This is a genomic window from Streptomyces sp. NBRC 109706 (assembly GCF_000974485.1).
Taxonomy (GTDB): Bacteria; Actinomycetota; Actinomycetes; order Streptomycetales; family Streptomycetaceae; genus Streptomyces.
Window position 1 is genome coordinate 209,645 of sequence record NZ_BBOM01000008.1, and the last position, 19,510, is coordinate 229,154.

At 71.2% G+C, this 19,510-nt stretch carries 18 protein-coding genes, 1 tRNA gene and 1 riboswitch; of the genes, 8 read left to right on the forward strand and 11 right to left on the reverse strand.

The window, feature by feature from the left end; translation table 11 throughout:
• Window positions 1-2 precede the first annotated feature (2 nt).
• Complete coding sequence (locus AOM46_RS18100; RefSeq protein WP_234313839.1) at window positions 3-2,114, forward strand: heavy metal translocating P-type ATPase; 2,112 nt, start codon at window positions 3-5, stop codon at window positions 2,112-2,114.
• A 58-nt stretch (window positions 2,115-2,172) separates the two neighbouring features.
• Here the strand turns inward: AOM46_RS18100 and AOM46_RS18105 are convergent, their stop codons facing one another.
• Window positions 2,173-2,829 (reverse strand): TetR/AcrR family transcriptional regulator, encoded by a 657-nt coding sequence (locus tag AOM46_RS18105; RefSeq protein ID WP_062213144.1) that lies wholly within the window; start codon window positions 2,827-2,829, stop codon window positions 2,173-2,175.
• A gap of 201 nt (window positions 2,830-3,030) precedes the next feature.
• Here AOM46_RS18105 and AOM46_RS18110 point away from each other — a divergent pair, with 201 nt between their 5' ends.
• Complete coding sequence (locus AOM46_RS18110; RefSeq protein ID WP_234313840.1) at window positions 3,031-5,199, forward strand: ABC transporter permease; 2,169 nt, start codon at window positions 3,031-3,033, stop codon at window positions 5,197-5,199.
• Between the two features lie 125 nt (window positions 5,200-5,324).
• On the opposite strand, the gene AOM46_RS18115 is transcribed toward AOM46_RS18110, so the two are convergent.
• Window positions 5,325-6,860 (reverse strand): NAD(P)/FAD-dependent oxidoreductase, encoded by a 1,536-nt coding sequence (locus AOM46_RS18115; RefSeq protein WP_234313841.1) that lies wholly within the window; start codon window positions 6,858-6,860, stop codon window positions 5,325-5,327.
• On the opposite strand from AOM46_RS18115, the gene AOM46_RS18120 reads away from it, so the two are divergent.
• Window positions 6,829-7,314 carry a cyclophilin-like fold protein gene (locus AOM46_RS18120; protein ID WP_062213733.1) on the forward strand — a complete coding sequence of 162 codons (486 nt, stop codon included), beginning with the start codon at window positions 6,829-6,831 and terminating at the stop codon, window positions 7,312-7,314. The two genes, AOM46_RS18115 and AOM46_RS18120, sit on opposite strands and share 32 nt — an antisense overlap.
• 52 nt (window positions 7,315-7,366) lie before the next feature.
• Here the strand turns inward: AOM46_RS18120 and AOM46_RS36100 are convergent, their stop codons facing one another.
• Together AOM46_RS36100 and AOM46_RS18130 are read right to left on the reverse strand one after the other, a co-directional pair.
• Entirely contained in the window at window positions 7,367-7,771 is a 405-nt protein-coding gene (locus AOM46_RS36100; RefSeq protein ID WP_062213147.1) for a hypothetical protein, read from the reverse strand.
• An 85-nt stretch (window positions 7,772-7,856) separates the two neighbouring features.
• A tRNA-Leu gene (locus AOM46_RS18130) sits at window positions 7,857-7,941 on the reverse strand.
• Between the two features lie 104 nt (window positions 7,942-8,045).
• Between AOM46_RS18130 and AOM46_RS18135 the strand changes: the two genes are divergently transcribed.
• Complete coding sequence (locus AOM46_RS18135; RefSeq protein ID WP_062213150.1) at window positions 8,046-9,476, forward strand: PLP-dependent aminotransferase family protein; 1,431 nt, start codon at window positions 8,046-8,048, stop codon at window positions 9,474-9,476.
• Here the strand turns inward: AOM46_RS18135 and AOM46_RS31395 are convergent.
• The gene (locus tag AOM46_RS31395) at window positions 9,473-10,102 is read right to left on the reverse strand and encodes an ATP-binding protein (protein ID WP_158920473.1); all 630 of its coding nucleotides are present in this window, start codon (window positions 10,100-10,102) and stop codon (window positions 9,473-9,475) included. The two genes, AOM46_RS18135 and AOM46_RS31395, sit on opposite strands and share 4 nt — an antisense overlap.
• A gap of 232 nt (window positions 10,103-10,334) precedes the next feature.
• On the opposite strand from AOM46_RS31395, the gene AOM46_RS18145 reads away from it, so the two are divergent.
• Entirely contained in the window at window positions 10,335-10,571 is a 237-nt protein-coding gene (locus AOM46_RS18145; RefSeq protein ID WP_062213152.1) for a DUF397 domain-containing protein, read from the forward strand.
• Window positions 10,572-10,671: 100 nt separating this feature from the next.
• The gene (locus AOM46_RS18150) at window positions 10,672-11,598 is read left to right on the forward strand and encodes a helix-turn-helix transcriptional regulator (protein WP_062213154.1); all 927 of its coding nucleotides are present in this window, start codon (window positions 10,672-10,674) and stop codon (window positions 11,596-11,598) included.
• Between the two features lie 80 nt (window positions 11,599-11,678).
• On the opposite strand, the gene AOM46_RS18155 is transcribed toward AOM46_RS18150, so the two are convergent.
• Together AOM46_RS18155 and AOM46_RS18160 are read right to left on the reverse strand one after the other, a co-directional pair.
• Window positions 11,679-12,494, reverse strand: coding sequence for an SAM-dependent methyltransferase (locus AOM46_RS18155; RefSeq protein ID WP_062213157.1), 816 nt, complete (start codon window positions 12,492-12,494; stop codon window positions 11,679-11,681).
• 208 nt (window positions 12,495-12,702) lie between these two features.
• Window positions 12,703-13,644: an alpha/beta fold hydrolase gene (locus AOM46_RS18160; protein WP_234313842.1), complete on the reverse strand. Its 942-nt coding sequence runs from the start codon at window positions 13,642-13,644 to the stop codon at window positions 12,703-12,705.
• A gap of 298 nt (window positions 13,645-13,942) precedes the next feature.
• Here AOM46_RS18160 and AOM46_RS18165 point away from each other — a divergent pair, with 298 nt between their 5' ends.
• Complete coding sequence (locus AOM46_RS18165; protein ID WP_370592743.1) at window positions 13,943-15,457, forward strand: peptidoglycan-binding protein; 1,515 nt, start codon at window positions 13,943-13,945, stop codon at window positions 15,455-15,457.
• Between the two features lie 124 nt (window positions 15,458-15,581).
• Here the strand turns inward: AOM46_RS18165 and AOM46_RS18170 are convergent, their stop codons facing one another.
• From AOM46_RS18170 to AOM46_RS18180, 3 genes are all read right to left on the reverse strand, one after another.
• The gene (locus tag AOM46_RS18170) at window positions 15,582-16,331 is read right to left on the reverse strand and encodes a hypothetical protein (protein WP_062213163.1); all 750 of its coding nucleotides are present in this window, start codon (window positions 16,329-16,331) and stop codon (window positions 15,582-15,584) included.
• Between the two features lie 167 nt (window positions 16,332-16,498).
• The gene (locus AOM46_RS18175; protein ID WP_062213166.1) at window positions 16,499-17,506 is read right to left on the reverse strand and encodes a serine hydrolase; all 1,008 of its coding nucleotides are present in this window, start codon (window positions 17,504-17,506) and stop codon (window positions 16,499-16,501) included.
• A gap of 108 nt (window positions 17,507-17,614) precedes the next feature.
• The gene (locus AOM46_RS18180) at window positions 17,615-17,842 is read right to left on the reverse strand and encodes a hypothetical protein (protein WP_078856939.1); all 228 of its coding nucleotides are present in this window, start codon (window positions 17,840-17,842) and stop codon (window positions 17,615-17,617) included.
• A 186-nt stretch (window positions 17,843-18,028) separates the two neighbouring features.
• Between AOM46_RS18180 and AOM46_RS18185 the strand changes: the two genes are divergently transcribed.
• Entirely contained in the window at window positions 18,029-18,946 is a 918-nt protein-coding gene (locus tag AOM46_RS18185) for a carbohydrate kinase (protein WP_062213172.1), read from the forward strand.
• Window positions 18,947-19,043: 97 nt separating this feature from the next.
• Here the strand turns inward: AOM46_RS18185 and AOM46_RS18190 are convergent, their stop codons facing one another.
• Window positions 19,044-19,259: a dodecin gene (locus AOM46_RS18190; protein WP_062213175.1), complete on the reverse strand. Its 216-nt coding sequence runs from the start codon at window positions 19,257-19,259 to the stop codon at window positions 19,044-19,046.
• Window positions 19,260-19,415: 156 nt separating this feature from the next.
• A riboswitch (ZMP/ZTP riboswitch) is annotated at window positions 19,416-19,508 on the forward strand.
• Window positions 19,509-19,510: the final 2 nt, after the last annotated feature.

A 19,510-nucleotide genomic window follows, 5' to 3' on the forward strand; every position in this document is an offset into this window, starting at 1 on the left:
CGATGAACAAGCACGGGGACCACCACCCCATGGATCATGTGGGCCACGGCGGCCACCACGCCCCCGCCTCGCGTCATGGCCACGACCAGCACAGCGGTCATGGCGGCCACGGTGGGCAGGGGGATCATGTGGAGCGGTTCCGGCGTCTCTTCTGGATCATGCTGATCCTGGCCGTGCCCGTGGTCGGGTTCAACGAGATGTTCGCGCATCTCATCGGCTATCACCTGCCCGACGCCGAGTGGGTGCGGTGGGTCTCGCCGGTGCTGGGAACGGTCGTCTATCTCTGGGGCGGCTGGCCGTTCCTGACCGGAGCTGTTTCGGAGGTCCGCTCCCGCTGGCCCGGCATGATGCTGCTGGTCGGCCTGGCGATCACGGTGGCCTTCGCCTCCTCGTGGGGGGCCAGCCTGCGCCTGTTCGAGCACGAGCTGAACTTCTGGTGGGAACTCGCACTGCTGGTCGTCATCATGCTCCTGGGCCACTGGATCGAGATGCGATCCCTGGCTCGGAGCACTTCCGCCCTCGACTCGCTCTCGGCCCTCCTGCCCGATCAGGCCGAGAAGGTCAGTGGCGACGAGGTCGTGAAGGTGGCGCCGGGCGATCTGCTCGTCGGCGATGTCGCCGTCGTCCGTCCGGGATCGGCCGTGCCCGCCGACGGGACGATCGTCGACGGGGCGGCCTCGATGGACGAGTCGATGGTGACCGGCGAATCCAGGACCGTACGCCGCGAGAAGGGCGCCACCGTGGTTGCCGGGACCGTCGCCACCGACTCCGGGCTCCGCGTTCGGATCACCGCCACCGGCGACGATACCGCGCTGGCCGGCATCCGGAAGCTCGTCGCCGACGCCCAGGCATCCTCTTCCCGCGCCCAGCGGATCGCCGACACCGCCGCGGCCTGGCTGTTCTGGTTCGCCCTCGTCGCGGCTGCGGTCACGGCCGTTGTCTGGTCGCTGGTCGGTCTGCCCGGTGACGCCGTGGTGCGCACCATCACCGTCCTGGTGATCGCCTGCCCGCACGCCCTCGGGCTGGCCATCCCCCTCGTGGTCTCCATCGCCACCGAACGAGCCGCCCGAAGCGGTGTCCTGGTCAAGGACCGCCTCGCCCTGGAGTCCATGCGCACCGTCGACGCGGTGCTCCTCGACAAGACCGGCACCCTGACCCTGGGCGAGCCCACCGTCACCGCGATCCACCCGGTTGGCGATCGGGACAGGAACGAGGTGCTGGCTCTGGCCGCCGCGGCCGAGTCCGGCAGCGAACACCCCCTCGCCAAAGCCGTTGCCGGCGCCGCCCGCATCCGCGATCTGACGGTGGCGCCCGCGCGGGACTTTTCCTCCTCCCCGGCGGTCGGTGTCAAGGCCACTGTGGAGGGCGGCGTGATCGAGGTCGGCGGACCCTACCTGCTCGAACAGCGGGGACAGCCCGAGTTGGCGATCGCCGATCAGTGGCGGGCCGAGGGCGCGATCATCCTGCACGTGCTCGCCGATGGCCACGTGGTCGGGGCGCTGCGGCTGGCGGACGAGATCCGCCCGGAATCCCGCGAGGCGGTGGAAGGGCTGCACGTGGCCGGTGCGGAGGTCGTGATGATCACCGGCGATGCCCGGGCCGTCGCCGACGCCGTCGCGTCCGAGCTTGGCATCGACCGGGTTCTCGCCGGAGTGCGCCCCGAGGACAAGGCCGCCAAGGTCGCCGAACTCCGGTCGGAGGGCAGAAAGGTCGCGATGGTCGGCGATGGTGTCAATGACGCTCCCGCGCTGACCCGGGCCGACGTCGGCATCGCCATCGGCGCGGGCACCGACGTGGCCATCGGCTCCGCCGGAGTCATTCTCGCCTCCTCCGATCCCCGCTCGGTGCTCTCCGTCATCGAACTCTCGCGTGCGTCTTACCGCAAGATGAGGCAGAACCTGTGGTGGGCCGCCGGATACAACCTGATCTCCGTCCCCCTGGCCGCGGGCGTCCTCGCGCCGGTCGGGTTTGTGCTGCCCATGGGCGTCGGCGCGATCCTCATGTCCGCGTCGACCGTCGTCGTCGCCCTCAACGCCCAGCTTCTCCGCCGGCTCGACCTACGTCCTCACGTCGCCACCCGAGCGGCCCCCTCGTCCCGCCGGCGTTCGGCGTGAAGCTTCTTCCTCGAACCACCCGTGCCTCGCGGGAACTGGCACGGCGGCGGACGATGCGTCAGGGGGTGACAGCGCTGTCCCGGCCCGGGGAGTCGGTGGTGGTCGCTCGTCGGCTCACGGGAGCCAGCAACATGCCGGTGATGGCGTCGGAGAGGAAGTCTCCCGTCTCGTGCCATCGCGGGGTCGTCTCGTCTCGTTCGGCTTGCTCCTCCGCGTCCGCGCAGGCCGAGACGATGATGTGGGTCATCAGTGCGGCCCTGCCCCGGACGATGGTCGGGTCGAGGTGGGCGAGGCGGGACGCCACCGACCGCATGATGCGTGTCGAGGCGGGCGCGATGTCCGCGCTCTGGTGGAGCAGCGCCACGCCGACCGGGTCGTGCAGCGCCTGGTTGACGAAGCGGGCCCGGACGGATGGCTGAGGCAGCTCCGCCAAGGCGTTGGTCACCGGGACGACCAGACTGCGCACGTCTCCCAGGAGGGAGTCCGCCCGCTCGAACATCGTCTGACGGTCTTCCTCCAGGCCTGACAGATGGCGGGTGAGCAGCGCGCGCAGGAGTCCTCTTCGCCCCCCGAAGTAGTAGCTGACGGCCGAGTGGTTGGTGTTCCCCGCGACCTCCGCCACCTTGCGGTCAGACACCTTGGCGATCCCGGCCCGGGCGAACAGCCGCTCCGCCGCGTCGAGCAGTGCTGTTCTCGCCGCTTCCGATCTGGCCATCTGTTCTGTCGTTCTCCCCGCATGATGTGCCTCGCGATGTGATCAACCTAACCCAGAGACCGCTTCGTAAGTCGAGTGCCTTACATTATCTCTAAGGCGTGCGACTTACGGGGTGGTCCGCAGGACCCTGCCCGCCGTCGACGGCGACAGAGTCGCCCCACAGCGCCTTCACCGACCCGATTCCTGATCCAGGAGCAGCCTGTGGAGTCACCAACCGTCGACCCGCCCGCCCAGGGCCCCGGGACAGAAGCCGAGGGGGAGGACCGCAGGGCGCGGATCGCCCGCTATGTGGCCCTCTTCGTCATGCCGTTCCTCATGGTCACGATGATGTACGCGACCTATGTCGGCACCATGCACTCGGCGACCCCCAAGGACATGCCGGTCGCCGTCGTGGGCGCGGGCCCCGAGGCGGAAGCGGTGGTCACCGAGCTGAACGCGGATCCCCAGGGCGCCGTGGACGCCCGTCAGGTCGCCTCCGAGGAGGAGGCCCTCGACCTGCTGCGAGACCGCGATATCGCCGGTGCCCTGCGCGTTCCCGACGGCGGGGGAGACGCCGCCACGCTCTCCATAGCCACCGCCGCCGGCGCCTCGCAGGCGACCGCGGTGCAACAGGTTCTCGCCCCGGTCGCGGCCGGGAACGGTTGGGACGTCGTCGTCGAGGACGCCGCCGTGCTGCCCGACGGCGATCTGTCCGGCACGGCGGTGCTCTTCGCCGCGATGGGCATGATGCTCGCCGGCTACGTCCCGCTGAGCACCATGGTGACGTCGCTCCCGTTCCTGCTGTCGCTGCGGCGGTTCCTGCCGTTGCTGCTCGGCTGGTCCGTCGCCACGAGCACCGTCATCTGGGCCGTCCTCGGGCCCGTGGTCGGCGCCGTGGACGGCCACTACCTCACGTTCCTGGGGATCGGCGTCCTGGCGACCGGCGCGGTCGGCCTCACCCAGGTGCTGTTCACCAAGCTGCTGGGGCCGCTGGCCGTTCTGCTGGGCATGTTCCTGTGGGTCAGCCTCGGTATGCCGGCCTCCAACCTCGCGCTGTCCATCCATTCCATGCCCTCGTTCTTCTCGTTCCTGCACGGCGTGCTTCCCCTGCCGGCCGCCGGCGAGGCGCTGCGCTCGGTGCTCTACTTCGACGGGCGCGGTCTCGCCGGTCATCTGGTGACGCTCGCCTGCTGGATCGTCGCCGCGCTCCTGCTGTCCCTGCTGAGGGAGCGCCGGTCGGGGCACACCATCCCCGGCGCACCCCCCGTCACCAGCCCGGGGACTCCCCTCCCCGCGCTCGCCGGTAGCCCCGCGCGATCTCTGCGCTTCCGCTGTGTCACGGTGGTTGCGTTCCCGCTGTCCATCCTGGTGGCCGTGGTCGGCCTGATGAGTCTCTCGTTGCACAAGCCGGAGGTGCACGACCTGCCGGTCGTGGTGGTGGGCTCCACCGCGGAGGAGGCCGACCGGATGGTCGCCGCCCTGGAACCACAGCTCGGCGGCACACTCGACCTGCGCGGTGGTACCTCGGTCGCGGAGGAGACCGACAGGCTGCTGGAGCAGGACGTCGTCGCCGTCTACGCGCTGCCCGAGGCGCCGGGGGACGAGGCGACGCTGCTCACCTCGTCGGCGGCCGGCGCCGCACAACAGAGCGCTGTCCAGGCGATGTTCCAGCAGGTCGCCGCCGGACAGGAGATCCCGTTGGAGACGACCGACGTGCGACCGCTCACCGGCGACGACACCCAGGGCAGCAACAGCCTGTACGCCGGCATGTCCTGGATCATGGCGGGCTTCCTGATGGTGACGGTCCTGCGCGGCGGGGCCCCGGAGCTGACCCGGCTGCGCCAGTTCCTGCCCCTGCTCGGTGGGTGGGCGGTCGGCATCGCGCTGTGGCTGTGGTTCCTCTTCGACGTACTGATCGGCGCGATCAACGGGCCCGCCTGGCAGCTGATCGGCTTCGGCGCGCTCACCGTCTTCTGCGTCTCGTTGGCCGCCGGGGTCTTCACCCGTGTGTTCGGCATCGCCGCCGTGGTCCCCATCGTGGTGGTTCTCATGCTGGCCGGTGTTCCGGCTTCCGGGGGAGGACTGTCGGTCTACATGGTGCCCAACCTCTTCCAGACCCTTCAGGACGTGCTTCCTCTGCCCGCAGCTGTGGACACCGTCCGCTCCCTGGTCTACTTCGACGGGTTCGGCCTCACCGGGAACCTTCTGACGATCCTGGCCTGGGGGCTCGCCGGGTTCCTCCTCCACCTCGTGGTGGACCGGTGGTTGACCCGCCGGGCCGGGGCACCGCCGGCCACCGACGCCCCTGGCGATAGTCCCACGACGAACCCCGCGGCTCCTGACGAGCGATCCGTCTCGCTCCGCGAGGCCGGTGTGACACACACCGGCTGAGTTCTCCGCAGGCCCCGGACCCCGGAACGTCCCGGGGCCCAGGGCCTGTTGTGTTGCTGCGGCCGTGGGACGAGGCTGGCAGAAGCGGATGTCCGTTCCGCCGTCGCTGAACGGGTCGGCGTCCGTCAGGGCCGAGCCGTGGTCCGGGGTTGGAGGACCTCACCCATCGACTCCTCGCGCCACCGTGCCAGGAGTTGGTGGAAGGCGACGGCGCCGTGGGGGTAGGCGGTCGGGCCGTTCGGCCGCCCGTGCCCCTCGCGGTTGTAGTAGCCGGGGGTGCACTCGGCATGGAACCACTCGTGGTCGGGGGCGTCCCGGGCGAGGACGGCGATCCAGGTGTCCTCGGTCGCGCGGGACGGCTCGATGAGGGCGCCCTTGGCCTCGGCCGCCGCGACGAGAGCGCCGGCATGGACGGCCTGTTCGTCCAGGATGTGGGTGAAGTTGACGCTGCTGGCGTTCTGGAAGGAACCCATCTGGATCAGGTTCGGGAAGCCGTTGATGGTGAAGCCGTGCAGGGTGCGCGGGCCGTGCTGGGCCCAGGCGTCCAGGAGTCGGGTGCCGCCCCGGCCGTGGACAGGGAGTCTTCCGGAGTGCACGCCGGAGGACCCGACGAAGAATCCCGTGGCGAAGATCAGACAGTCGAGTTCGATGACGGAACCGCCGACCACCACACCGTTCTCGGTGGCGCGCTCGATGCCGTGGGTGTCGGCGGTGTCGACCAGGGTGACGTTCGCGCGGTTGAACGCCGGATAGTACGCGTCGGAGAACGCGGGCCGCTTGCAGGCGTAGCGGTACCAGGGTTTGAGCTTCTCCGCGGTCTCCCGGTCGGCGACGCTCCGCTCGACGCGGGCCCGGAGCTCGTTCATCTTGGCGGCGTCGGCGTCCTCGTAGGCGGCCTCGAAGGTTCTTCGGTCGCCTCGGCGGCGGAAGCTGGGCAGCAGCTTCTCCAGCAGTGCCGCCGAGGCTGTCCACCGGTCCGCCACGAGATCCCTGTCGACCGGCTCGCCGGAGACGATACGGAGGTAGTTCTCGCGGCGCTCGCGTGCCCAGCCCTCACGGTCCGCGCCGACATCCTCCGGTGCGGTGCGGCGGTTGGCCCGCACGTCCACGGAGGAGGGGGTCCGCTGGAAGACGTAGAGGTGCGCGGAATCCCTGGCCAGCATGGGAATGGCCTGTACGCCGGTGGCTCCGGTGCCGACCACGCCCACGCGCTTGTCCGCGAGGCCGGTCATGCCCCCCTCGGCGGTGCCGCCCGTGTAGGCGTAGTCCCATCGTGAGGTGTGGAACGTATGGCCCCGGAAGCTCTCGATGCCGGGAATGCCGGGGAGCTTCGGCTCGGTGAGGGTGCCGGTGGCGTTGACGACGTATGTGGCCCGGAACGCGTCGCCGCGATCGGTGGCCACGGTCCACGTCTCCGTGGCCTCGTCCCAGGTCAGCGAAGCGACCCCGGTGGAGAACAGAGCGTCCGAGTAGAGGTCGAACTTCCGCGCGATCCGGACCGCGTGTCGGCGGATCTCCTCCCCGGGGGCGTACTTCCACTCCGGTACGTAGCCGGTCTCGTCGAGCATCGGCAGGTAGACGTGCGACTCGATGTCGCAGTGCACCCCCGGGTAGCGGTTCCAGTACCAAGTGCCGGCAGCCGCCCTGCTGCTGGCCGGCACCGCCTGCTCCAGCGGAACACCGGACACCGCCCCGGCCGCCTCGTCCTCTGCGGCTTCTGGAAGGCAGCAGCCGCCGTCGGCGTCCCCCTCCGGAAGGAGTACACCCAAGAACATCCGGGTCACCCTCGACGGACGCCCCGTCGACGCCGTCCTGAACGACAGCCCCGCCGCCCGCGACCTCGCCGAGCTGCTGCCGCTCACCCTGGACCTGGAGGACTTCCACGACACGGAGCGGGTCGCCGACCTGCCCCGCAAGCTGAACACCGACGGGGCTCCCGAACCGGCCGCCGCGAAGGCCGGCGACATCGCCTACTACGCGCCCTGGGGCAACCTCGCCCTCTTCTACCAGGACGGGCCTGCCCCCTCCCCGGATCTGCTGGTCCTCGGCCACCTCGACGTCAGCGCCGACCAGCTCGGCCAGGCGACACGCATCACCATCGAAGCCGCCTCCTGACCCGGCCCCCGTGCGACCCGCACCCCGATCGGAGAACACCCGTGACGGTCACCTAGGACTTCCGCGGCACGACCGCCTTCGTCACCGGCACCGCCGGCGGCACCGGACGGGCCACTGCCCTCGCCGACACCGACGAGACGGCCGTCACCGCCGCCGTGAAGGAACTCACCGACGCCGGCCACCGGGCCCTCGCCCTGGTCTGCAACGTCACCGACGAGCCGGCTGCGACCGCAAGCTCGCCCGGCACGGCGCCGCACTCGAAGCCGGAGCCGCCCCGGCTCTCGTCGCGGCCTGGAGCCGAGAGGTCCAAACCGAACGCCTCGCGACCGAAACCCGCCTCAAACAGATCGGAACTCCCACCGGCATCGCGCGGCGGATGACCCGCCAGGAGATCCACGACCTTGTCGACGCCCTGCGCCGAGCCGACCCGGCGGACAAGGCGGAGGTGTACCGCCACCTGGGACTACGGTTGACCTACGACCACGAAAAACAAGAGGTGCTGGCCGAGTCCCGGCCAGCACCACGCGTGGGTGTACTGGTCGTGTCCGAGGGGGGACTTGAACCCCCACGCCCATAAGAGGGCACTAGCACCTCAAGCTAGCGCGTCTGCCATTCCGCCACCCGGACGAGTGGTGTGCGCGGGCCGTTGGCCGGCGCGACGGGGTCAACCATATCAAGGTTCGGTGGGTGCTGTTCGCCACGGTGGCCCAGGGGTGTGGTGGACTTGTGGTGTGGATGAAGGGGTCACTTTCCCGGTCAGGGCCGGCTTGGATCTGCATGTGGAGCTGGCGCGGGGTTCAGCGGGTGCGGGGGGCGGTGGGACGCGGGCCGGGTTGATGCGGGCGTTGCGGGAGGCCATCAGGGCCGGACGGCTGGCGCCCGGGAGCCGGCTGCCGTCGTACCGGTCGCTGGCCGTGGATCTCGGGATCGCGCGGAACACCGTGGCCGGGGCCTATGCCGAGCTGATCGCCGAGGGCTGGCTGGTGGCGCGCCCTGGCTCGGCGACCCGGGTCGCGCCGCGCGTCGTCGCGCCCGCCGCCGAACGGGCCCGGCCCGCGCCCGCCGGCGGCGTCGCGCGCCGGGCGCATGATCTGATGCCCGGGCGCCCCGACACCGCCTCGTTCCCGCGCGCCGCCTGGCTGGCGGCCGCCCGGCGGGCGTTGACCGCGGCGCCCAGCCAGGCGCTGGGGCTGGGCGACCCCCGGGGCCAGCTGCCGCTGCGCCGTGAACTCGCCGACTATCTGGCCCGGGCGCGCGGGGTGCACGCCGACGCCGAGCGGATCGTCGTCTGCTCGGGCGTCGACCAGGCGCTGCGCCTGTTGGCCGCCGTGCGTCCGACGCCGCTGGCGGTGGAGGGCTATGCGCTGTTCACCCAGCGGGCACGGTGGGCGGAGGCCGGGTTGTCCACCCTTCCGTTGGAGCTGGACGAGGGCGGCGCCCGGGTCGGCGATCTGGCGGCGACGGGGGCGCGCACGGTGTTGCTCACGCCGGCGCATCAGTTTCCGATGGGCGTCGCGCTGCACCCCGAGCGCCGGTCGGCGGTGATCGACTGGGCGCGTGCCACGGACGGGCTGCTGATCGAGGACGACTACGACGGCGAGTACCGCTACGACCGGCAGCCCGTCGGCGCCGTGCAGGGGCTCGATCCCGAGCGGGTGGCCTATGTCGGCTCGGTCAGCAAGAGCCTGAGCCCGGGGCTGCGGATCGGCTGGATGGTGCTGCCCGAGTGGCTGGTGGGGGATGTGTTGGCGGCCAAGGGCGCCTGGGAGCTGACGGTGGGCTGCGTCGACCAGCTGACACTGGCCGATCTGCTCGGCTCCGGCGGCTACGACCGTCATGTTCGCCAGAGCCGGCAGCGTTACCGGCTGCGGCGCGACCGGCTGGTGGCCGCGCTGGCGGAACGCGCCCCCGAGGTCGAGGTGAGCGGCATCGCGGCCGGGTTGCACGCCCTGCTGCGGCTGCCGTCCGGCGAGGAGGAGACCGTGGTGCGGCGGGCCGGCCGCCGGGGTATCGGCCTCGCCGGCCTGGCCCTCTATCGCCACCCCGACTACCGTGGGCCGGCCGTCGATGGGCTGGTGGTCGGCTACGGGGCGCCGCCCGAGCACGCGTTTCCCGCCGCTCTCGACGCCCTCTGCCGACTGTTCCCCGGCCAGGGAGGCTAGTTGGGGCTGGGGGAGAGGGAACGCGAGGTGGCGCCGAGGGCCTTGAGCCACGAGGGGCCGCTGAGCAGTTCCAGGAGTAACAGCAGACGGCTGAGCGGCTCCCACCGTGGGCCGGTCAGCGCGGACTCCGGCGCGTCCTGCGAGGCCAACAGCGCCCAGACGGCCTTGCCGTGCCGATCCGGCGTGGTCCAGCCCCAGCTCCGCGACAGCGCGTCCAACACCTGGAGCCCGCGCCCCGACTCCTGACAGAGCGACGGATCCTGGACGGCGGGCACCTCATGGCCCGGGTCGAACACCGCGCACAGCACTGAGCTTTCACAGTGCACCAGGCTCAGCAGCAGCGGCTGATCCGCGCTGGCCGGCGGCAGGGGGCGGGGCGTGGTGTCCTTGGGGAGGCCGTAGCGCAGCGCGTTGGTCACCAGCTCGGAGACCACCACGCTGGTGTCGCCCGCCAGCTCGTCGAGGCCCCACTCCGCGAGCGTGGCGCGGGTGTGGGCGCGCGCCACGCGGGGTGCGCCGGGCTCACCCGCCAGCGGGAACGTCGCGAAACCGGCTACCTCCGCGGAGACGGCTCGCCGTGCGACGCCGGCGTGCGGCGCCATCGTGGCATAGGGGGAAGCTGACATAACGACCTCCGCGGGTGTCCGACAAGACCCTGGCGGTGACTCCGCTGAGTCCATCCTGGGGGACTCAGAGTATCGCTGCAAGTACATCTGAAAGAACGAACGCAAGAACAGATGCAGTGAACAAATGCAAGAACGGATGCAAGAACGTGGGGAGTTGGGGCAGTATCCCCTCAGGCCGTACACCACCCCACGGTGTGCGGTGGCATGCACGACGACTATGCAGGGAGTGCGGATGCCGGAGTTTGTGAACGGTGTGTCGGCCGGTCGGATCGCTGGTGTGACCTGGCGGAAGAGCGGGCGCTCCAACCCGAACGGAAACTGCGTCGAGGTGGCGGCCCTGCCGGACGGCGGTGTCGCGATGCGCAACTCGCGTGACCCCGAGGGCCCGGCCCTCATCTACACCCAGGCGGAGATGACCGCCTTCGTTCAGGGCGCCCGCGACGGGGACTTCGACGACCTGATCGTCTGACCTGCGGCGCGTATCACCCTGAGTGCGAGTGGTGCGACTGTACGGCTCGTCCGAACAGTGCGACACTTGAGCGCTAATTCAACACTCAGGGGACACTCACATGGCGTCAGCTCAGGCAGGCCGCACTCCTTCGGTGAGGGATCTGCTCTCTCACCCAAGGGGCGGGCCGACGGTTCTGCGGATCGTGCTCGGCACTCATCTGCGCCGACTCCGTGAGGGCTGTGGGATCAGCAGGGAGGCGGCCGGCGAGTCGATCCGTGGCTCCCACGCCAAGATAAGCCGTCTTGAGTTGGGCCGGGTCTCGGCCAAGGAACGCGATATCGCCGATCTGTTGACGCTCTACGGCGTCACCGACAAGACGCAGCGTGAGCAGTTCCTGGCCCTGGCCCGGCAGGCGAGCACCCCGGGCTGGTGGCAGAAGTACGGGGATGTGCTGCCGAGTTGGTTCGAGACGATGATCGGCCTTGAGGAGGCCGCCTCGATCATCAGGACCTACGAGGTCCAGTTCGTGCCCGGTCTGCTGCAGACGCCCGACTACGCGCGGGCCTGTATCCGTCTCGGCAACCCGAGGGCCACGGACCGGCAGGTGGACCGCCGGGTCGAGCTGCGGATGCGGCGTCAGGACCTGCTGTTGCGTGAGCACGCGCCCAAGCTCTGGGCGGTGGTGGACGAGGCCGCGTTGACCAGGCCGATGGGTGGTCCCGCGGCGATGCGCATCCAGATCAGGCATCTGCGGGAGATGGCCGAACGGCCCAATGTGACGCTGCAGATCGCGCCGTTCCGGCTCGGCGGGCTGGCCGCCGCCGGAGGCCCGGTCACCATCCTGCGCTTCCTCGAACCGGATCTGCCCGACATCGTCTATCTGGAGCAGCTCAACAGCGCGCTCTATCTGGACAAGCGGGAGGACGTCGAGGACTACCTGGCCGTGATGGACAGCCTCTGCGCCACGGCCGAGCCGCACGGCAGGACGCCCGACACCCTGGATCGGGTGCTGGTTTCGCAGGGCCTGGAGGACGCGGACGGCTGAGCCGTCGTTCCCGGTAACGCGACGGGCGCCGCCCCGGGTTCGAACTCCCGGGCGGCGCCCCTGCGTTGTGCGGCCAAAGCTCAGGGCTTGCGGGCCACTCCGCCGAACTCGATCCACTCCTCGGTCTGTTGCTTGGGGCCGAGGTCGCTGTCCGGCCGCCAGGTGCTGATCTCGACCAGCCCGGGGTCCAGGATGTCCAGGCCCTCGAAGTACCGCCGCACATCGGCCTGTTGCCGCACCCGGCCCCAGTTGCCCTGGGTGGACTCGGCCATGAAGGTGCTGATCGAGTCGCGCAACTCCGCGTCGTCGCTGACCAGTTGGTTGATCACCAGGAAGCTTCCCGACGGCAGTCGGCGGGTCACCTCGCGCACCAGCGCGGTCGGGTCGTCCTCGTCCGAGATGCAGTGCAGCACCGAGACGAAGAGCGCGGCCACCGGCTCGTCGAAGTTGATCAGGCGCTGCACGTCCTGGTGGTCGAAGATGCCGTCGGTGTCCCGGAAGTCGGCCTGGATCACGGCCGTGTTGGTGTTCTCCTCCAACAGCGCGCGGCCGTGGGCCAGCACGATCGGGTCGTTGTCGATGTAGATGACCCGGGCGTCCGGGTCGATCCGCTGGGATATCTGGTGCACGTTGTCCTGGGTCGGCAGACCTGATCCGTGATCGATGAACTGCCGTATGCCGTACTCCTCCGCCAGGATGCGCACGGCTCGTTGCAGAAAACGACGGTTGTTGATCGCCAGCGGCCGGGTGCTGGGAGCGGTCTGCTCCAGCTGGTCGAACGCCTCCCGGTCCACGGCGTAGTTGTCCTTGCCGCCCAACGCGTAGTCATATATGCGCGCCACGCTGGGCACGTTGACGTCCACCTCGTGACTGGTGACGTCCTCGTTCTCGGCCATGCCGTCTCGCTCTCCCTCGCCATGGGTCAACAGGCCCTCGCCTGCGGTGATCAGGAGCGCATCCTCGCACGACGGACGGTAGTTGACGCGCCACCGGTGCGTGAGGCGGCCACAACAGGCCGAATGTGATCGGTCCCCAAGGGTGATCGTCCGCCGTGGGTGGGTAAGGGGGCCACCCCAACGGCGGTCGTCCCCAGGGGCGGTCGGCCTAGCGGTGGTCGTCGAGCCAGGTCAGCAGATCGGCCTGGACCTCGGCCCGGTTGGTCTCGTTGAGGATCTCGTGCCGGGCGTCCGGGTAGGCCCGCCAGGTCAGTTGGCGGGTGCCGTGGTAGCGGAAGTCCTCCAACAGCTCGTAGACCAGGGTCATTCCGCCGTGGCAGGGGTCCTGTTCGCCCACCGCCAGATGGACCGGCAGATCGCGTGGCACCCGGGCCTGCTGGTCCGGCGCGTTGATCTTCCGCACCCCCAGCACCCAGTCCAGCGAGAGACCGGCGCTGAACGGGAAGCCGCAGCGCTCGTCGGCCACATAGGCGTCCACCTCGGCGGTGTCCCGGCTCAGCCACTCGAAGCCGGTGCGGTGGGGGTAGGGGTCGTTGAAGGAGGCGAAGAGGTCGGGCACGAACGAGGAGGGCGCGTCCCGGCCGTGCTCCTCGATCTCGCCCTGCAGCCGCGTCGCGGCGCCGGCCGGCTCGCAGCCGGGGAGCGAGCGGAAGGTGCCGGAGAGGATCAGGCCGCTCAGCGTCTCGCCGTGCTCCTGGGCGAAGTCGCGGGCGAGCTGGGAGCCCATGCTGTGGCCGAGCATCACCAGGGGCACCCCGGGGTTGGCCGCCCTGGCCGCGTCGCCCACCCGGCGCAGGTCGGCCACCACGGCGCGCCAGCCCGAGGCGCCGACCACCCCGAAGCCGCCGGTGTGCCGTGCGGTGGCGCCGTGGCCACGGTTGTCCGAGGCCACCACGGCATAGCCGTGCGCGGTGAGCTCCCTGGCGAACCGGTCGTAGCGCAGGGCGTGTTCGGCCGCTCCGTGCACCAGCTGCACCACCGCGTGCGGGCGTCCGCCGTGCTCGGGGGGCCACGCGTAGGTGGCGACGGGCACCCCGTCCCTGCCGATGCTGACATCCGCGTGCGGGATCGCGTTCGGTTCCTGGTCCACCGTTGGCTCCTTCTCGCCGGGGTCCCCGGGCGACGGTCCTTCGCCGTGCCGACCGCCAGTATGTGGCGCGGTCGGTTTCGGTGAGGCGAGAAAGAACCGACGTTGGGTCAGAAAGAACGCATGCGCCCGAGTTGACGCGGCGCGCCGTAAGCGTCAAGACGTTGACATGGTCATGGCCCACGCTGAAGGCTGGGGGGCGCCGCGGGCGCCCGACCCCTTTGGGCGCCATCCAGGCAACTGCGAACGGAGAAGCGTGTTCAGACGATCTGCCCCACACAGACGGTACGGCACTTCGGTCCTGGCGGGCTTGACCCTCGCCGGCCTGCTCGTCGCCGCGCAGCCAGCGCTGGCCGATGACACCGCCGCTGTCGCCGACCCGGTCAACGCCGCGTTCGGCGAGGCCGCGACGGAGTACGAGGTCCCCAGGGATCTGCTGGTCGCGGTCGGCTATGGCGAGACCCGCCTCAATGACCACGACGGACTGCCCAGTCACGCCCGAGGGTTCGGCGTGATGCACCTGGTGGACAATCCGACCCACCGGACCCTGCGCACAGCGGCCGATGAAACGGGCCTGAGCGCCGACGAGTTGAGCCAGAACACCACGGCGAACATCCATGGTGGCGCAGCAGTTCTACGCGCGTATGCGGACGAGGTCGGCCTCTCCGCCGACGAGCGTGCCGACCTGGACGCCTGGTACCCGGCGGTCGCCCGCTACGGCGGCGCGGCCGAGGAGACCGGCGCCCGTTTCTATGCCGACGCGGTCTATGACCTGCTCCGCGACGGTATCGAAGCGGTCGTCGACGGTGGCGAGACGGTCGAGGTCGACGCTCAGTCGGTCGACCCCGAACGCGGTGAGTACGCCGACGTGGACCTGGGCGTCCTCAGCGAGGACTATCCGGCGGCCCGTTGGGTGCCGGCGCACTCCTCCAACTACAACACCGGCCGCACCCAGTCCATCAACACGGTCGTCATCCATGTCACCCAGGGTTCCTACGCCGGCTCCATCAGCTGGTTCCAGAACCCGTCATCCAATGTCAGCGCCCACTATGTGATCCGCTCCTCGGACGGCGAGATCACCCAGACGGTGCGGGACCGGGACACCGCCTGGCACGCCCGTTCCGGCAACGCCTACAGCATCGGCCTGGAGCACGAGGGGTGGGTGGACGAGCCGTCGTGGTTCACGGACGCGATGTACCGTTCCTCCGCCGCGCTCACCAGCCACCTCGCCAACCGCTACGGCATCCCCAAGAACCGGCAGCACATCGTCGGACACCATGAGGTGCCGGGCAACGACCACACCGACCCGGGCCCGCACTGGGACTGGAACTACTACATGCAGCTGGTCGGCGGCGACCCGGGCAACCCCGGCAACCCCGGGCTCGACTTCCCGTCCTACTCGACGCTGAGCAACGGTTCGAGCGGGCCCCAGGTGGTGGCGCTCCAGCATCTGCTCAACAACAACGGGCAGGACGCCGGCGCCGCCGACGGGCAGTTCGGCCCGGCCACCCAGGCCGCGGTGCGCGGCTTCCAGAGCGCCAAGGGACTGGCCGCCGACGGCGTCGTCGGCCCCAAGACCTGGACCGCGCTGCTCTCCGCGGGCAGCACCCCCACCCTGCGCGAGGGCAGCAGCGGCGAGGCGGTGAAACGGCTGCAACGGGCGCTGACCGCCGCGTTGGGCCGGACCGTCTCGATCGACGGCTCCTTCGGCCCGCTCACCACCCAGGCGGTGCGGGACTACCAGACGAGCCGGGGGCTCGGCGTCGACGGCGTCGTCGGACCGCTGAGCTGGGCGGCGCTCCAGGCCGGCGAATGACGGAAGCGGTCCTACCGCGGCCTCTTCGCGGTTGACCACGGTCGTTGACGCGGTTGGCCGAGGCCGCTTGTAAAGAGTCGGTGCCCCCGGGGACGGACAGCATGTCCCCGGGGCACCGGCACGCTCAGTCGTGATGCATGGTGTCGAAATAGTGCAGCGCCGCCTGCGCATAGGCGATCCGTGGATCGAGCAGTGTCGGATCGTGGTGGTAGTCCGTCCGCAGATGACCGAAGGTCAACGCCCGCCCCCCGGCGAGGCCGCCCCGTCGACGCCAGGTCACGCTGCGCGGGCAGCCCCAGACCACCATCTCCGCGACATGGCCGAACGTCAGCAGCGTGAGCAGCAGACAGCCCAGGAAGATCGTCAGCCAGAGCGGGAAGGCCAGCACAAAGACCAACCAGCCGCGCAGCGAACCCCGACGGCCGATGATCGGATCGCCCCCCTCGGCCAGATCGATCCGCCAGGAACAGCGCCGGCCGAACCGGGACGGCGTGTGGGTGATCTCGGCCAGCGGCCGGTCGTGTTCGTCGGTGACATGGAAGTGCTGCGGCCAGGGCACCCGCTCCTCGGGCACCACGGTGGCCATCGGGCTGCCGTCGGGGCAGGTCAGCGACAGCACCGGATGCGGATCACCACCGCCCTTGAGGCTCAGCCGCTCCTCCACCTCGGCGACGGTCACCGGCCGGGACGCCATCGCCAGGGCCGCCTCCGGCACCGCCTCCCGACCGTCGGCGGTGAGCAGCCTGACCCGGGCGGCCGGCTCGGCGTCCGCACCCCGCCGGTTGGGCCTGACCAGGAACTCCTCGCCGACCGTCCACTCCGCCGTCCGCATGCCGTCCGCGCCGGCTATGTCCACGGTGAAACCCGTCGCCACGTCACTCCCTCGGGTAAGGCCGGTCGGTACCGCCGCCGGCCGTGCCGTCAAGCCGTCTGCCGCGCCACGAAGGTACCCCGGTACCGCTGGGCGCGCCGCGACCTTGACCACACGTCAACCGGGTTGACGCCGGGCCCGTTCCGGCTTCGGCCGGGGGACTTCGGGGCTCAGGCGCAGGCCAGGCGGGTGAGGAGGCCGAAGCCCGCCCGGTCGACGGAGCGGGCCCTGGCGCTGAGCAGCACGACCGCGGCCTGGCGCGCCGGGGCCAGCGCCAACAGGGTGTGGTAGCCGGCCGTCCTGCCGTTGTGGAACAGCACCGCGTGCCGCCCAGCCGACGCCGGCAGACGGGTGCCATAGAGGCCGGGATGGGCCGTGTGCGCCCGGTGGACGCGCGCACCGGTGGTGTGGGTGAGGGCGATCGCCTCGGCCAACTCCCCTGAGGTGTCGCCCAGTTGAGCCACCGCGAAGCGGAGCATATCGGCCGGTGTCGAATGCAGCCCGCCGGCCCCGGCCAGATCCGCCAGATCCCAGTTGGGGCGTGGCCGGCCCCGGTAGGAGTGGCCGGGCACCAGTCGCGCGGACCGTTCCTCGTCCAACGCGACGCGGGTGTCGCGCAGTCCGAGCGGGGCGCAGATCTCCCGCTGGATCAACGCGTCGTAGCCGCCGCCCGTGTGCCGGGCGAGCGCGAGGCCGAGCAGTCCTGCGCCGAAGCTGGAGTAACGGAACCGCCGCCCCGGCGTCGACTTCAGCCGGGTGCGCGCCAACTCCTCGAGCAGCGCCGGCTCCTGGCAGCGGGCATAGGGGTCGGACGCGTCCCAGGGGGCGCGTGGCAGCAGGCCGCGCGGCAGTCGGGGCAGGCCCGAGGTGTGGCAGGCGAGCTGCCCGAGGGTGACGGCCCGGCCGTCCCGTTCGGGCACCTCGGCCTCCGGCGGCAGCAGCGTGGCCAGGGGCCGCTCCCAGTCGAGGGCGCCGCGCACGACGAGCCGGGCGAGTGCCAGGGCGGTGAACGTCTTGCTCACCGAGCCGATCTCGAAGAGCGCGGTGGGGTCGGCTCCGCACAGGGCGGTCTCGTCGCCCAGCACGGCGCCCACCGCCACCGGCCCCGGGCCCTCGGGCGCGGTCTCCCGCGCGGTCTTCCGGACCAGGGCGTCGAGCGCGGTCGCGGTCAGGGGCATCGGATACCTCCGGAAGGCTGCCCGGCCGAGCGGCCGGAAACGGAACACGTCATGGCCGAGCGGCGGCCGTCGGGGAGGTCGTTCGGGGACTGGCCAAGAGAGCAGGCCCTAGTCGGCGCGGCGCAGCAGGCGGCGCCCGCCGTGCTTCTTGTGCACGGCCTGCCGGGTGACGCCGAGCGCGGCGGCGATGGCGGCCCAGCTGGCGCCGTCGTTGCGGGCCCGCCGCACCAGCACGGCCTCGGCGCGTTCCAGCTCGGCCCGGGCCTCGGCGGCCAGGCGCAGTGCACGGAGCGGGTCGGGCGCCTCGGTGACGGGGGAGAGGTCGATCTCAGCCATGGCGTCAACCATGGTTGACAAGCGGCCCGCCTGTCAACCCAGGTTGACGCTCGTCGGTCCGCGCGGGCGCCCGTTTCCCCCTCCCGCGCCGCCCGGAACGCCGCCCCGGTTGCCGCCGACGGCGCGGCGCCCGCAGGATGGCGTAGCCGCGCTCGCCCGGGGGGCGGCCGAAGGGAGCGTGAAACGGTGGGAGTTCGGGTCGCCGTCGTGGGAGAGGCCCTGGTGGACCTGCTGTGGCGCACGGGAGAACGCCAGGCGCGCGCGGTCCCCGGCGGGAGCCCGGCCAACGTCGCGGTCGGTCTGCACCGCCTCGGCCGCCCCGTCACCCTGCTGACCAGCTGGGGCGACGACCCGCCCGGCGCGCTCGTCGACGCCCACCTGGGCGGCATCGGAGTCGAGGTTCGCCGGCTGGCCACCGCCGAACCCGCCAGAACGACCGTCGCGCTCGCCTACCTCGGGGCGGACGGCTCCGCCGACTACGACTTCCTCACCGCCTGGGCGCCGTCGGAGTTCCCGCTGCCGGCCGACACCGCAGTGCTGCACACGGGCTCGCTGGCCGTCGCGGTCGAACCCGGTGCCTCCCGGGTACTGGACCTCTGCCGCCGGGAACGCGCGGCCGGCCGGCTGGTGGCCGCCGACCTCAACGTTCGCCCCGCCGTCCGCCCCGACCGGGCCGACTACCGGCACCGGGCCGAACAGCTGGCCGGCGTCGTCCACGTGCTCAAGGCCAGCGACGAGGACCTGGGCTGGCTCTACCCCGACCACACCGCCGAGGAGGCCGCCCGAACGCTGCTGGCCTTCGGCCCCGAACTGGTGGTGGTGACGCTGGGGGAGCGCGGTGCCTTCGCGCTGACCGCCGGGCATCGCGTCTCGGTGCCGGCCCCCGAGGTGCAGGTGGTCGACACGGTGGGCGCCGGAGACGCGTTCCAGGCCGCGTTGCTGGACGCCCTCGTTGAGCGAGGCAACGTCCCCGTCGACTCCCTCGACCCCGTTGACCCCGCCCCCCTCACCGCTCTGCTCGAACGCTGCGTCCACGCCGCCGCCCTCACCTGTACCCGCGAGGGCGCGGACCCACCGACCCGTGCCGAACTCCTCCCGAGCTGACCCGTCGAACGCGGCGCCCCAGGCCGGGAACCCTCCGGCCCCGGACCGGCGACCGGAGGGTTCCCGGCCCCGCCGGCGGCATTACGCCGGCAAGGCGTCAGTCGTCGGATTCCAGGCGGAAGCCGACCTTCAGGCCGACCTGGTAGTGCTCGATCCGGCCGTCCTCGATATGGCCGCGGACCTGGGTCACCTCGAACCAGTCGAGTTGGCGCAGCGTGCGTGAGGCCCGTTCGATCGCGTTGTGGATGGCGGCGTCCACGCCCTCCGACGAGGAACCGACGATCTCCGTCACGCGGTAGATATGGGCGGACATGGCGACCTCCGGGGAGTCGGGAGCTGGCGCGGCGGCTGGAATCCACCGTGCCCCAGCCGTCCACGTCCCGCACCCGGAGGGACACCCGATGCCCGGATCCCGGTCACCGGCGATCACCGGCGATCGCCGGCCTGACAGTGCGCGATGTTAGGCTCCCTGCCGGGCCGTGACTGGCGCGTCAGGATGGACGAAACCATCAGGGAGCGGCCTCAGCGATGCGATGAGAAGCCGTGCGCCTGGGCCATCGCGAC

Coding starts and splice junctions, on each gene's coding strand:
- AOM46_RS18190 (WP_062213175.1), bottom strand. CDS start 19,259: ATGTCCGCCCATATCTACCGCGTGACGGAGATCGTCGGTTCCTCGTCG.
- AOM46_RS18100 (WP_234313839.1), top strand. CDS start 3: ATGAACAAGCACGGGGACCACCACCCCATGGATCATGTGGGCCACGGC.
- AOM46_RS18105 (WP_062213144.1), bottom strand. CDS start 2,829: ATGGCCAGATCGGAAGCGGCGAGAACAGCACTGCTCGACGCGGCGGAG.
- AOM46_RS18155 (WP_062213157.1), bottom strand. CDS start 12,494: ATGGCCGAGAACGAGGACGTCACCAGTCACGAGGTGGACGTCAACGTG.
- AOM46_RS18150 (WP_062213154.1), top strand. CDS start 10,672: ATGGCGTCAGCTCAGGCAGGCCGCACTCCTTCGGTGAGGGATCTGCTC.
- AOM46_RS18145 (WP_062213152.1), top strand. CDS start 10,335: ATGCCGGAGTTTGTGAACGGTGTGTCGGCCGGTCGGATCGCTGGTGTG.
- AOM46_RS31395 (WP_158920473.1), bottom strand. CDS start 10,102: ATGTCAGCTTCCCCCTATGCCACGATGGCGCCGCACGCCGGCGTCGCA.
- AOM46_RS18180 (WP_078856939.1), bottom strand. CDS start 17,842: ATGGCTGAGATCGACCTCTCCCCCGTCACCGAGGCGCCCGACCCGCTC.
- AOM46_RS18175 (WP_062213166.1), bottom strand. CDS start 17,506: ATGCCCCTGACCGCGACCGCGCTCGACGCCCTGGTCCGGAAGACCGCG.